The 11,922-nt window shown below is 65.0% G+C and carries 11 protein-coding genes and 1 pseudogene; 10 read left to right on the top strand and 2 right to left on the bottom strand.

Going from position 1 to position 11,922, the window contains the following annotated elements; genetic code table 11:
- Window positions 1-46 precede the first annotated feature (46 nt).
- On the top strand, window positions 47-1,366 hold the full coding sequence (gene paaK, locus ACPFMA_RS13795; protein ID WP_420056561.1) for a phenylacetate--CoA ligase PaaK: 1,320 nt from the start codon (window positions 47-49) through the stop codon (window positions 1,364-1,366).
- A 110-nt stretch (window positions 1,367-1,476) separates the two neighbouring features.
- Here paaK and ACPFMA_RS13790 read toward each other — a convergent pair whose 3' ends face one another.
- Both ACPFMA_RS13790 and ACPFMA_RS13785 read right to left on the bottom strand, forming a co-directional pair.
- A complete protein-coding gene (locus tag ACPFMA_RS13790) occupies window positions 1,477-2,058 on the bottom strand; it encodes a TetR/AcrR family transcriptional regulator (RefSeq protein ID WP_064301292.1) in 582 nt (193 codons plus the stop codon).
- A 3-nt stretch (window positions 2,059-2,061) separates the two neighbouring features.
- On the bottom strand, window positions 2,062-2,637 hold the full coding sequence (locus tag ACPFMA_RS13785; protein ID WP_420056564.1) for an NAD(P)H-dependent oxidoreductase: 576 nt from the start codon (window positions 2,635-2,637) through the stop codon (window positions 2,062-2,064).
- 202 nt (window positions 2,638-2,839) lie between these two features.
- On the opposite strand from ACPFMA_RS13785, the gene paaA reads away from it, so the two are divergent.
- From paaA to paaZ, 9 genes and pseudogenes are all read left to right on the top strand, one after another.
- Complete coding sequence (paaA, locus tag ACPFMA_RS13780; protein WP_279898671.1) at window positions 2,840-3,829, top strand: 1,2-phenylacetyl-CoA epoxidase subunit PaaA; 990 nt, start codon at window positions 2,840-2,842, stop codon at window positions 3,827-3,829.
- Window positions 3,830-3,852: 23 nt separating this feature from the next.
- The gene (gene paaB, locus ACPFMA_RS13775) at window positions 3,853-4,134 is read left to right on the top strand and encodes a 1,2-phenylacetyl-CoA epoxidase subunit PaaB (protein ID WP_009398366.1); all 282 of its coding nucleotides are present in this window, start codon (window positions 3,853-3,855) and stop codon (window positions 4,132-4,134) included.
- 11 nt (window positions 4,135-4,145) lie between these two features.
- A complete protein-coding gene (gene paaC, locus ACPFMA_RS13770) occupies window positions 4,146-4,901 on the top strand; it encodes a 1,2-phenylacetyl-CoA epoxidase subunit PaaC (RefSeq protein ID WP_425930519.1) in 756 nt (251 codons plus the stop codon).
- Entirely contained in the window at window positions 4,888-5,421 is a 534-nt protein-coding gene (gene paaD / locus ACPFMA_RS13765) for a 1,2-phenylacetyl-CoA epoxidase subunit PaaD (protein ID WP_420056566.1), read from the top strand. Before paaC ends, paaD begins: the two co-directional genes overlap by 14 nt.
- Window positions 5,422-5,441: 20 nt before the next feature.
- Window positions 5,442-6,518, top strand: coding sequence for a 1,2-phenylacetyl-CoA epoxidase subunit PaaE (gene paaE / locus ACPFMA_RS13760; protein WP_420056567.1), 1,077 nt, complete (start codon window positions 5,442-5,444; stop codon window positions 6,516-6,518).
- Between the two features lie 172 nt (window positions 6,519-6,690).
- Window positions 6,691-6,999: a DUF485 domain-containing protein gene (locus tag ACPFMA_RS13755; protein WP_009398359.1), complete on the top strand. Its 309-nt coding sequence runs from the start codon at window positions 6,691-6,693 to the stop codon at window positions 6,997-6,999.
- Window positions 6,990-8,558 (top strand): annotated as a pseudogene (locus tag ACPFMA_RS13750) (cation acetate symporter); the annotation flags it as partial. The gene ACPFMA_RS13755 and the pseudogene ACPFMA_RS13750, both read left to right, overlap by 10 nt.
- Window positions 8,559-8,589: 31 nt before the next feature.
- The gene (locus ACPFMA_RS13745) at window positions 8,590-9,816 is read left to right on the top strand and encodes an OprD family porin (RefSeq protein ID WP_425930518.1); all 1,227 of its coding nucleotides are present in this window, start codon (window positions 8,590-8,592) and stop codon (window positions 9,814-9,816) included.
- Window positions 9,817-9,849: 33 nt separating this feature from the next.
- Window positions 9,850-11,904 carry a phenylacetic acid degradation bifunctional protein PaaZ gene (gene paaZ, locus ACPFMA_RS13740; protein WP_425930517.1) on the top strand — a complete coding sequence of 685 codons (2,055 nt, stop codon included), beginning with the start codon at window positions 9,850-9,852 and terminating at the stop codon, window positions 11,902-11,904.
- Window positions 11,905-11,922: the final 18 nt, after the last annotated feature.

Here is an 11,922-nt window from a genome sequence, read left to right as displayed (position 1 = left end):
ATGCTGGGCGCCATGCACTCACAAGAACAACATGCAGAGTGAACCCATGAACATGCAGCTTGCCCCCGCCTCCGTGCTCGACCCGATGGAAACCGCCAGCATCGACCAACTCCGCGCCCACCAGCTGGAGCGTCTGCGCTGGAGCCTGGACCACGCCTACCAGAACGTGCCGATGTACCGCCAGCGCTTCGACGAGCTGGGCGTGCATCCGTCGGACCTGAAGGATTTCGCCGACCTGGCCAGGTTCCCCTTCACGGTGAAGAACGACCTGCGCGACAACTACCCCTTCGGCATGTTCGCCGTCCCCCAGCACGACATCGTCCGCCTGCATGCCTCCAGCGGCACCACCGGCAAGCCGACGGTGGTCGGCTACACACAGAAGGACATCGACACCTGGGCCGACCTGGTAGCGCGCTCGATCCGCGCCGCCGGCGGGCGCAAGGGTGACAAGGTGCATGTGTCCTATGGCTACGGCCTGTTCACCGGCGGCCTGGGCGCGCACTACGGCGCCGAGCGCCTGGGCTGCACGGTGATTCCGATGTCCGGCGGCCAGACCGAGAAGCAGGTGCAACTGATCCGCGACTTCCAGCCGGACATCATCATGGTCACGCCGTCGTACATGCTCAACCTGGCCGACGAGATCGAACGCCAGGGCATCGACCCGCACACGTTGGCCCTGCGCCTGGGCATCTTCGGCGCCGAACCGTGGACCCCGGAGCTGCGCGCCTCGATCGAAGCGCGCCTGGGCATCAGCGCCCTGGATATCTACGGGCTTTCGGAAATCATGGGGCCGGGCGTGGCCATGGAATGCGCGGAAAGCCGCGACGGGCCGACGGTCTGGGAGGATCATTTCTACCCGGAAATCATCGACCCGGTGACCGGCGAGGTGCTGCCCGACGGGCAACTGGGCGAACTGGTATTCACCACCCTGAGCAAGGAAGCGCTGCCGATGGTGCGCTACCGCACCCGCGACCTCACCCGCTTGCTGCCGGGCACCGCACGGCCGATGCGGCGTATCGACAAGATCACCGGGCGCAGCGACGACATGCTGATCATTCGCGGGGTCAACGTGTTCCCGACCCAGGTCGAGGAGCAGGTGCTCAAGGTCAAGCAACTGGCCGAATGCTACGAGATCCACCTGTACCGTACCGGCAACCTGGACAGCATCGACATCCATGTCGAACTGCGTGGCGAGCACCAGCAACTGGGCGAGGCGCAGCAGAAGGAGGTGTGTTCGGAGCTGAGCCGGCATATCAAGACCCACATCGGCATCAGCTCGCGGATCGTGTTGCAGCCGGCTTACTCGATCAAAAGGTCGGAGGGCAAGGCTTGTCATGTCTATGACAAGCGCAAGCAGGCGGTCTGAAGCACGCGAAAGCCGTACACGGACACTGTGGGAGCGGGTTCACCCGCGATGACGATGGTGAGCTCACCGACGCAATCGCGGGTGAACCCGCTCCCACAGGGGTACGCGACCTACCCCTGGCTACGCGAAACCAGGCTGACAATCACCTCGAACAACTCCCCCCGCGCCTGCTCATGCCCGATCTCCCCGGCCACCGCCGCCCCGGACAGGGCGTCGGCGGCCCCGAGCATGCCCCATAGCCCTGCGCTCGACAGCGCCCCGGCAAAGGGCCCGAGTACCGCGCGGCATTTGCCCAGGAAGTCTTGCTGGCATTCGCGCTTCAAGCGCGCCAATTCCGGCGAGCCCTCCAGCGCCGCCAGCACCCCGGGGATTTCCCGGCCTTCGGCCAGCACGCAATCGACATAACTGTCGGCAATCGCCCGCGCCTTGCCTTCCAGCGTGGCCTCGCCGGCGGCCATGGCCGCGTCGATCAGCAGGTTCTGGCGTGTCTCGAAATCCCGGTACAGCGCCGTCAGCAAGCCCTCCCGGGTACCAAAATGGTCATACACCGTCGGCTTGGTGATCCCCGCCGCTTCCGCCAGGCGCCCCAGGCTCAGGGCGTCGGTGCCCTCTTCGGCAATCACCTGCCGGGCCACCTCCAGCAACTGCTCCAGACGCTGCTCGCGGGTCAGCCGCTTGCGGGTATCACTCATGCCTCAGGTCCTCTTGTCGAACAACTCGCGACCCAGGCGCCTTGCGGTGTCGAAATGCCCCTGGGGGAAATCTTCATCGGCCTGGGTCAAAAGCACCGAGGATGCCATCCGCGCACCGCAATAGCCAAAGATCCCGTGTTCGATCTGGGTATGCATGGCCACCGAATAGCCGTGCTTGTCGTAGGTCTGCGGGCCGGCGCCGGCGATCGCCACAAGGTGGACCGGCAGGCGCTGCAGCAGCCCCTGCTCGGCCTGGTCATAGGCCCAGCCGCCACTGAACACCCGGTCGATCCAGCCCTTGAGCAGCCCCGGGAACGACCACCAATACACCGGGAACACCAGCACCAGCGCATCAGCGCGGTCGATACGTGCCTGCTCGGCAAGCACATCCGCCGGAACCGGAGACTGATTGCGGAACAGCGCCAGGTCGTCCGGATTGAAGCGCGGATCGAACCCTTCGGCATGCAGGTCGGCGATCTCGAAGCCGTGGGGCGCGGGGATATTTGCCGCCAGCTCGGCGGCGACGCGATGGGTCAGGGACTGCGTGTCCGGATGGGCAACCACGATGAGGGCATGCATGGAACGTACTCCTGCGAGGGCTGAATTGATGTACCAAAGGTATATACCATTGGTACATCTAGCAACCCCCGACCCGCCATCGCGCAATGCGATACACAAACCAGTTACGACACGTATTTTTGTGTTTGATATTTGGTTTTGTATCACTTATAACTGTACTCACGCCCAAAGCCCCCCCACGACAAAAAGGCGGGAGACACACATGTACGCACAATTGGTCGAAACCGGCGTCAAGCGCCTGAAGACCCTCGACGAGATGTCCGAGCAGGAGCGCGCCTTCCAGGAGCGCATCGATGCCGAGATCAAGATCGAGGCGAAGAACTGGATGCCGGACGCCTACCGGCAAACGCTGATCCGGCAGATTTCCCAACACGCCCACTCCGAGATCGTCGGCATGTTGCCGGAGGGCAACTGGGTAACCCGTGCCCCATCGCTCAAGCGCAAGCTGCAGTTGATGGCGAAGATCCAGGACGAAGCCGGCCACGGCCTGTACCTGTACAGCGCCATGGAAACCCTCGGCGCCGATCGTGATACAGAAATTGAAAAGCTACATAGCGGAAAAGCAAAATATTCCAGCATTTTCAACTACCCGACCCTGAGCTGGGCCGACATCGGTGCGGTGGGCTGGCTGGTGGATGGCGCTGCGATCGTCAACCAGGTGGTGCTCCAGCGCACCAGCTACGGCCCCTATTCCCGGGCGATGATCCGCATCTGCAAGGAAGAGAGCTTCCACCAGCGCCAAGGCTACGAAATCCTCCTGACCATGATGCGCGAGGGCAACCAGGCGCAGAAGGACATGGTCCAGGACGCGATCAACCGCCTGTGGTGGCCGTCGCTGATGATGTTCGGCCCGAGCGACGAGCACTCGCCCAACAGCGCCCAGTCCATGGCCTGGAAGATCAAGCGCCAGAGCAATGACGAACTGCGCCAGCGCTTCATCGACCAGACCGTGCCGCAACTGGAATTGCTCGGCTGCACGGCCCCGGATCCCGAGCTGAAGTGGAACGCCGAGCGCGGTCATTACGACTTCGGCCAGATCCAGTGGGACGAGTTCTACGAAGTGCTCAAGGGCAACGGTCCGTGCAACCAGGAGCGCGTCGCCACCCGCCGCCAGGCCATCGAGGACGGTGCCTGGGTACGGGCTGCCGCTGTCGCCCACGCCAAGAAAAAAGCCAATAAAAACGCCGCCTGAGCGCCGCCCGAGGAGAAATCGCCATGTCCGAATGGACCCTGTTCGAAGTGTTCGTGCGCAGCAAGCACGGCCTCAACCACAAGCATGTCGGTAGCGTCCATGCCGCGGATGCCGCCATGGCCATCGAGAATGCCCGCGAGCTGTACACCCGCCGCAACGAGGGCGTAAGCCTGTGGGTGGTGCCCTCGGCGCTGATCACTGCCTCGTCGCCCGACGAGAAGGATCCGCTGTTCGCCCCTGCCGAAGACAAGATCTATCGCCACGCCAGCTTCTACGAGCTGCCGCCTGAAGTGGGGCATATGTAATGACGGCGCCCATGACAGACGACCTGATCCAGTATTTGCTGCGCCTGGGCGACAGCGCCATGGTCCAGGCCCAGCGCCTGTGCCAGTGGTGCGGCCGCGCCCCGGCGCTGGAAGAAGAGCTGGCGCTGATGAACGTCGGCCTCGACCTGGTCGGCCAGGCGCGCAACTGGCTGGAATATGCCGCCGAGCTGAGGGCTGACGGCCGCGATGCCGACCACCTGGTGTTCCGCCGCGACGAGCGCGCCTATCGCAACCTGCTGCTGGTGGAGCAACCCAACGGCGACTATGCGCTGACCATTCTCAAGCAGTTCTTCTACGACGCCTGGCATTTCGCCGTGCTGCAAGGCCTGGCCCGTTCCAGCGACGAGCGTCTCCAGGCCATCGCCAGCAAGGCGTTGAAGGAAGTCAGCTATCACCTGCGCCGCTCCAGCGAGTGGGTCGAGCGCCTGGGCGACGGCACCGAGGAGAGCCGCCAGCGCATGCTCGCCGCCCTGCCCCAGGTCTGGCGCTATACCGTCGAGCTGGTGGAGGCCGATGCGCTCGAGCAGCGCCTGTTCCACAGCGGTGTGATCGGCAACCCGGAGCAGGTCGCGCTGGACTGGCAGACGCAGGTCGAAGCCACCTTCGAGCGCGCCACCCTACCGGTGCCGCCAGCGGCCAGTCACTTCTACCTCAGCGGTCGCCAGGGCGTGCACAGCGAGCACCTGGGCCTCCTGCTGGCGGAAATGCAGTTCCTGCCGCGAGCCTACCCCGATGCAACCTGGTGAGCTGATCGCCAGCGACCGCGGCGCCCGCGTCTCGCGGCCCGATGACCTGCACCAAGCGTGGACGGTGCTGGAGCAGGTCATGGACCCGGAAGTGCCGGTGGTCAGCGTGGTCGACCTGGGCATCGTGCGGGCTCTGGACTGGGCCGACGGCCACCTGCAGGTCACCGTGACCCCGACCTATTCCGGGTGCCCGGCCACCGAGGTGATCGAGCAGGATATCCGCGCCGCGCTGGAACAGGCCGGCTTCGCCGAGCCCGCGCTAAAGCGTCAGCTCAGCCCGGCCTGGACCACCGACTGGATCAGCGCCAGCGGCCGTGAACGCCTGCGCGCCTACGGCATCGCCGCGCCACTGGGCAGTTCGAACAAACGCAGCCTGCTCGGCGAACCGCAGGTGATCGCCTGCCCGCAGTGCGGCAGCAGCCACACCGAGGTGCTCAGCGAGTTCGGCTCCACCGCGTGCAAGGCCCTGTACCGCTGCTGCGACTGCCGCGAGCCCTTCGATTATTTCAAGTGCATTTGAGCGCTTGCTGGAGATTCCCCATGAGCCAGTTCCACAGCCTGACCGTCAAGCAAGTGCGCAGCGAAACACGCGATGCCGTATCGATCCTGTTCGATGTACCGCGTGAACTGGGCGAGACCTTCCGGTTCACCCAGGGCCAGTACCTGGTGCTGCGCACCCGCCTGGATGATGAAGAAGTGCGCCGCTCCTACTCGATCTGCACCGGCGTCAACGACGGTGAACTGCGGGTGGCGGTGAAGAAAGTGGTCGGCGGGCGCTTTTCCGCCTTCGCCAACGAGGTGCTGGCGGCCGGTGACGTGATCGATGTCATGCCGCCGTCCGGCAGCTTTCACACCGCGCTGGATCCAGCGCGTCAGGGTCACTACCTGGCGGTGGCGGCCGGCAGCGGCATCACCCCGATCCTGTCCATCGTCAAGACCACCCTTGAAGCCGAACCGAACAGCCGCTTCACCCTGCTCTACGGCAACCGCGCCAGTGGCTCGGCGCTGTTCCGCGAGCAGCTGGAAGACCTGAAGAACCGCTACCTGCAACGCCTCAACCTGATCTTCGTGTTCAGCCGCGAGCAGCAGGACATCGACCTTTATAACGGCCGCATCGATGCCGACAAATGCGCGCAGCTGTTCAGCCGCTGGCTCGACGTGCCGCAACTGGAAGCGGCGTTCATTTGCGGTCCGCAGGCTATGACCGAGACCGTGCGCGACGCCCTGAAGGCACGAGGCATGGCCGCGGACAGGATTCACTTCGAACTGTTTGCCGCCGCCGGCAGCGACGAGCGGCGCCAGGCACGGGAAGCGGCGCGGCAGCAGGACTCGGCGATGAGCCAGGTCACCGTGATCAGCGACGGCCGTGCGCTGTCCTTCGAGCTGCCGCGCAATAGCCAAAGCGTGCTGGATGCCGGCAATGCCATCGGCGCCGAACTGCCCTACTCGTGCAAGGCCGGGGTCTGCTCGACCTGCAAGTGCAAGGTGATCGAGGGCGAAGTGGAGATGGATAGCAACCATGCCCTGGAAGACTACGAGGTGGCGGCCGGGTATGTGCTGTCGTGCCAGAGCTATCCGCTGAGCGAGCGGGTGGTCCTGGATTTCGATCAGCTTTAAAGGTTTTTCGTCTGTACCGGCCTCATCGCTGGCAACGCCAGCTCCCACAGGGATCCCTGTGGGAGCTGGCTTGTCGGACCGCCGAACCGCAGCGATGAGGCCCGAAAGAACAAAGCAATACCCCCAAGCGTGAACGACACAACAACTACAACAAGATCAAGAGAGCGCACCCATGACCCCCAGTGATATCGAATCCATCAGCAACCACCCCGATTTCCGGCAACTGGTGCGGCGCAAGCGCCGCCTCAATGGCAGCCTCACCGCCGCCATGCTGGTGATCTACTACGGTTTCGTCCTGCTCGTGGCCTTTTCCCCCAGCACCCTCGGCCAGTCCCTCAGCGGCGGGGTGACCAGCGTCGGCATGCTGGTGGGCGTGCTGATCGTGCTGCTGTCCTTCGCCCTCACCGGTATCTACGTATACCGCGCCAACAATGTCCTCGATCCGCTCAACGACAAGGTCAAGCAGGAGTGCGCGCAATGAACTGGACCGCCATCGGCATGTTCCTGCTGTTCGTCGTCTTCACCCTCGGGGTGACCCGCTGGGCTGCCCTGCGCACCCGCTCGGCCAGCGATTTCTATACCGCCGGCGGCGGCCTGAGCGGGATGCAGAACGGCCTGGCGATCGCCGGCGACATGATCAGCGCCGCGTCCTTCCTCGGTATCTCGGCGATGATGTTCCTCAACGGCTACGACGGCCTGCTCTACGCCCTGGGCGTGCTGGCCGGCTGGCCGATCATCCTGTTCCTGATCGCCGAGCGCCTGCGCAACCTGGGCAAGTACACCTTCGCCGACGTGGTCTCCTACCGCCTGGCACAGACCCCGGTACGCCTGACCTCGGCCTTCGGCACCCTGACCGTGGCCCTGCTGTACCTGGTGGCGCAGATGGTCGGCGCCGGCAAGCTGATCGAGCTGCTGTTCGGCATCAGCTACCTGTACGCGGTGATCCTGGTCGGCGTGCTGATGGTGTTCTACGTCACCTTCGGCGGCATGCTCGCCACCACCTGGGTGCAGATCATCAAGGCCGTCATGCTGCTTTCCGGCACCACCTTCATGGCCTTCATGGTGCTCAAGCACTTCGGTTTCAGCACCGAGGCGATGTTCGCCAGCGCCGCGGCGGTACATGCCAAGGGCACGGCGATCATGGCCCCGGGCGGGCTGCTGTCGAACCCGGTGGATGCGATTTCCCTCGGCCTCGGCATGATGTTCGGCACCGCCGGCCTGCCGCATATCCTGATGCGCTTCTTCACGGTCAGCGATGCCAAGGAAGCCCGTAAATCGGTGTTCTACGCCACCGGTTTCATCGGCTACTTCTACCTGCTGCTGATCGTCATCGGCTTCGGCGCCATCGTCATGGTCGGCACTGAACCTGCCTACCGTGACGCCAGCGGCGCGATCATCGGCGGCGGCAACATGATCGCCGTGCACCTGGCCCAGGCCGTGGGCGGCAACCTGTTCCTTGGCTTTATCTCGGCCGTGGCCTTCGCCACCATCCTTGCGGTAGTCGCCGGCCTGGCGCTGTCTGGCGCCTCGGCGGTGTCCCATGACCTCTATGCCTGCGTGGTGCGCAAGGGCAAGGCGAGCGAACAGGATGAGATCCGCGTTTCCCGTGTTGCCACCCTGGTGATCGGCGTGCTGGCGATCATCCTCGGCCTGATGATCGAGTCGCAGAACATCGCCTTCCTGTCCGGTCTGGTGCTGGCCATCGCGGCCTCGGTCAATTTCCCGGTGCTGTTCCTGTCCATGTTCTGGAAGGGCCTGACCACCCGCGGCGCCGTGGCCGGCAGCCTGGCCGGCCTGGTTTCGGCGGTGATCCTGCTGGTGCTGAGCCCGGTGGTGTGGGTCAACGTTCTGCATCACGACAAGGCGCTGTTCCCCTACTCCAACCCGGCGCTGTTCTCCATGAGCGCGGCCTTCCTCGCCGCCTGGGCCTTCTCGGTGTCCGACCGCTCGGCCCGGGCCAGCGAGGAACGCGGCCGCTATCTGGCCCAGTTCATCCGCTCCATGACCGGCATCGGCGCCGCCAGCGCCAGCAAACACTAATCACGCAAACGACGACTCGGGAATAACAACAATGAACCCCATTCGCCTTCTGGCCGGACTCACCCTGCCCCTCGCCTGTACCCCGGCCCTGGCCGGCTTCATCGAGGACAGCCACGCGAAGATCGAACTGCGCAACCACTACATAAACCGCGACTTCCGCCAGGACAACGCGCCGCAATCCAAGGCCGAGGAATGGGCGCAGGGCTTTACCGCCAAACTGGAGTCCGGCTTTACCGATGGCACCCTTGGTTTCGGTGTAGATGCCATGGGCCAACTGGGCATCAAGCTGGACTCCAGCCGCGACCGCCGTGGCACCGGCCTGCTGCCCTATGGCCGCGACAGCCTGGAACCGGTGGACGACTACAGCGAGCTGGGCGTGACCGCCAAGGTGCGCCTGTCGAAAAGCGTGCTGCGCCTGGGTACCCTGCAACCGCTGTTGCCGGTGGTCACCTACAACGACACCCGCCTGCTGGCCTCGACCTTCAAGGGCGGCCTGCTGACCAGCCAGGACATCGACGGTCTGACCCTCAATGGCGGGCGCCTGACCAAGGCCAACCTGCGCGACTCCTCGAGCAACGACGATATCGGCTACGGCGCCGCCAGCAGCGATCACTTCGATTTCGCTGGCGGCAGCTACGCCTTCAGCCCGCAACTGGCGGTGAGTTACTACTACGCCAAGCTCGAAGACATCTATCGCCAGCAGTATGTCGGCCTGGTCCATACCCTGCCGCTGGCCGAGGACATGAGCCTGCGCAGTGACCTGCGCTGGTTCGACAGCCGCGGCGACGGCGCCGAACGCGCCGGACGCATCGATAACCGCAACTTCAACGGCATGTTCACCCTGGCCGTGGGCGCACACAAATTCAGCGGCACCTTCCAGCAGATGTCCGGCGACAGTGCCTTCCCCTTCCTCAACGGCGGCGACCCGTACACCGTCAACCTGGTCACCTACAACACCTTCACCCGCGCCGGGCTGGACTCCTGGCAGGCGCGCTACGACTACGACTTCGCCGCCCTGGGCATTCCCGGCCTGAGCTTCATGACCCGCTATACCGACGGCCGCCACGCCAAGGCGGCGGGTATCGACAACGGCCGCGAGCGCGAACGCGACACCGATATCGCCTACGTGATCCAGAGCGGCCCGCTGAAAAACGTCAGCCTGCGTTGGCGCAACGTCACCTTCCGTTCCGGCAACGGCCTGACCAATGCCCTGGACGAAAACCGCCTGATCGTCGGCTACACCCTGGCGCTGTGGTAACAGCGCTTCCTGAAAGAATTGGAGGACACACCGATGTCTGCTGCCCCTACCTTGCAAAGCTTCATCGCCGGCCGCTGGATCGGCCAGCACGGCGCCCAGCCCCTGCGCAGCGCCATCGACGGCCACCTACTGGGCTACAGCCATGAGGAGCGTCCGGACTTCGCCGAGGCCCTCGCCTGGGGGCGCCAGCAGGGCCGCACCGGCCTGATGGCCCTGGATTTCCAGCAGCGCGCAGCGCGGCTCAAGGCCCTGGCGCTGTACCTTGCCGAGCGCAAGGAGCAGCTCTACGCCCTGTCCCACCACAGCGGCGCGACCCGTGCCGACAGCTGGATCGATATCGAGGGCGGCAATGCCACGCTGTTCTCCTATGCCGGCATCGGTGCCCGCGAGTTGCCGTCGGGCAACCTGGTCCATGAAGGCCCGGCGATCCCGCTGGGCAAGCAGGGCCGGTTCGCCGGCAGTCACATCCTGGTGCCACGGGCCGGGGTCGCGGTGCATATCAATGCCTTCAACTTCCCGATCTGGGGGATGCTGGAAAAATTTGCCCCGACCTTCCTGGCCGGCATGCCCTGCATCGTCAAGCCCGCCACTGCCACCAGCTACCTGACCGAAGCCGTGGTGCGCCTGATCGATGAGTCCGGCCTGCTCCCGGCCGGCGCCCTGCAACTGGTGATCGGCAGCACCGGCGACCTGCTGGAGCGCCTGGACGGCCAGGACCTGGTGACCTTCACCGGCTCGGCGGACACTGCGGCGAAACTGCGGGTCACGCCCAACCTGATCCGCAACTCGGTGCCCTTCACCGCCGAGGCCGACTCGCTGAACTGCGCCATCCTCGGCCCGGACGTGAGCCCGGACAGCGAAGAGTTCGAGCTGTATATCAAGGAAGTCGCCCGGGAAATGACCACCAAGGCCGGGCAGAAATGCACGGCGATTCGCCGGGCCATCGTGCCGGCGAAGCATCTGGACGCAGTGGCGACCCGCCTGCGGGATCGCCTGGGCAAGGTGGTGGTGGGCGATCCTTCGGTGGAAGGCGTGCGCATGGGCGCATTGGCGTCCCATGCACAGCAGGCCGATGTCGGCGAGCGGGTCGAACAACTGCTGCAAAGCTGCGACCTGCTGTTCGGCGCCCGTGATGGTTTCGAACCGCGCGGTGAAGGCGTCGCCAACGGCGCCTTCTTCGCCCCCACCCTGCTGCTGGCGCGGGACGCCCATGCCGAAGGCGGCGCCCACGATATCGAAGCGTTCGGGCCGGTCAGCACCCTGATGACCTATGAAGACCTGGATGAAGCGCTGGACCTGGCTGCCCGCGGCAAAGGCAGCCTGGTGGCAAGCCTGGTCACCGCTGACCGCACAGTGGCGGCCAGGGCCGTGCCGGTGGCGGCGGCCTGGCATGGCCGCCTGCTGGTGCTGGATGCCGAAGCCGCTGCCGAATCCACCGGCCATGGTTCTCCGCTGCCGCAACTCAAGCACGGCGGTCCGGGTCGGGCTGGGGGTGGCGAGGAACTGGGCGGGCTGCGCGCCGTGAAGCACTACCTGCAACGGGCCGCGGTACAGGGCTCGCCGAGCATGCTGATGGCGGTGACCGGCGAGTACGTGCGTGGCGCCGAGGTGATTGAAACCGACGTGCACCCGTTCCGCCGCCACTTCGAGGACCTGCGCATCGGCGAGTCGTTGCTGACCCATCGGCGGACGGTGACCGAGGCAGACCTGGTGAACTTCGGCTGTCTTTCGGGGGATCACTTCTACATGCATTTCGACGAGATCGCCGCACGGGAATCGCAGTTCGGCAAGCGTATCGCCCACGGCTACTTCGTGCTGTCGGCGGCGGCCGGCTTGTTCGTCAGCCCGGCTCCCGGGCCGGTCCTGGCCAACTATGGACTGGATAACCTGCGCTTCATCAATCCGGTGGGCATCGGCGACACGATCCAGGCCAGGCTCACCTGCAAGCGCAAGATCGACCAGGGCAAGAAGAGCCCGCAGGGTATCCCGCAAGGGGTGGTGGCGTGGGATGTGGAGGTGACCAACCAGCTTGGGGAGCTGGTGGCGAGTTATGACATCCTGACCCTGGTGGTGAAGCGGGAGGGATAGACTGTGGATGCGGCGCGG

The sequence above is a fragment of the Pseudomonas sp. NyZ201 genome, assembly GCF_049860765.1.
In the GTDB taxonomy this organism is placed as follows: Bacteria; Pseudomonadota; Gammaproteobacteria; order Pseudomonadales; family Pseudomonadaceae; genus Aquipseudomonas; species Aquipseudomonas bharatica.
This window is presented reverse-complemented; position numbering and strand designations above follow the sequence as displayed.

Coding starts and splice junctions, on each gene's coding strand:
- ACPFMA_RS13785 (WP_420056564.1), bottom strand. CDS start 2,637: ATGCATGCCCTCATCGTGGTTGCCCATCCGGACACGCAGTCCCTGACC.
- paaD (WP_420056566.1), top strand. CDS start 4,888: ATGCAACCTGGTGAGCTGATCGCCAGCGACCGCGGCGCCCGCGTCTCG.
- paaK (WP_420056561.1), top strand. CDS start 47: ATGAACATGCAGCTTGCCCCCGCCTCCGTGCTCGACCCGATGGAAACC.
- paaB (WP_009398366.1), top strand. CDS start 3,853: ATGTCCGAATGGACCCTGTTCGAAGTGTTCGTGCGCAGCAAGCACGGC.
- paaA (WP_279898671.1), top strand. CDS start 2,840: ATGTACGCACAATTGGTCGAAACCGGCGTCAAGCGCCTGAAGACCCTC.
- ACPFMA_RS13790 (WP_064301292.1), bottom strand. CDS start 2,058: ATGAGTGATACCCGCAAGCGGCTGACCCGCGAGCAGCGTCTGGAGCAG.
- ACPFMA_RS13745 (WP_425930518.1), top strand. CDS start 8,590: ATGAACCCCATTCGCCTTCTGGCCGGACTCACCCTGCCCCTCGCCTGT.
- ACPFMA_RS13755 (WP_009398359.1), top strand. CDS start 6,691: ATGACCCCCAGTGATATCGAATCCATCAGCAACCACCCCGATTTCCGG.
- paaC (WP_425930519.1), top strand. CDS start 4,146: ATGACAGACGACCTGATCCAGTATTTGCTGCGCCTGGGCGACAGCGCC.
- paaE (WP_420056567.1), top strand. CDS start 5,442: ATGAGCCAGTTCCACAGCCTGACCGTCAAGCAAGTGCGCAGCGAAACA.
- paaZ (WP_425930517.1), top strand. CDS start 9,850: ATGTCTGCTGCCCCTACCTTGCAAAGCTTCATCGCCGGCCGCTGGATC.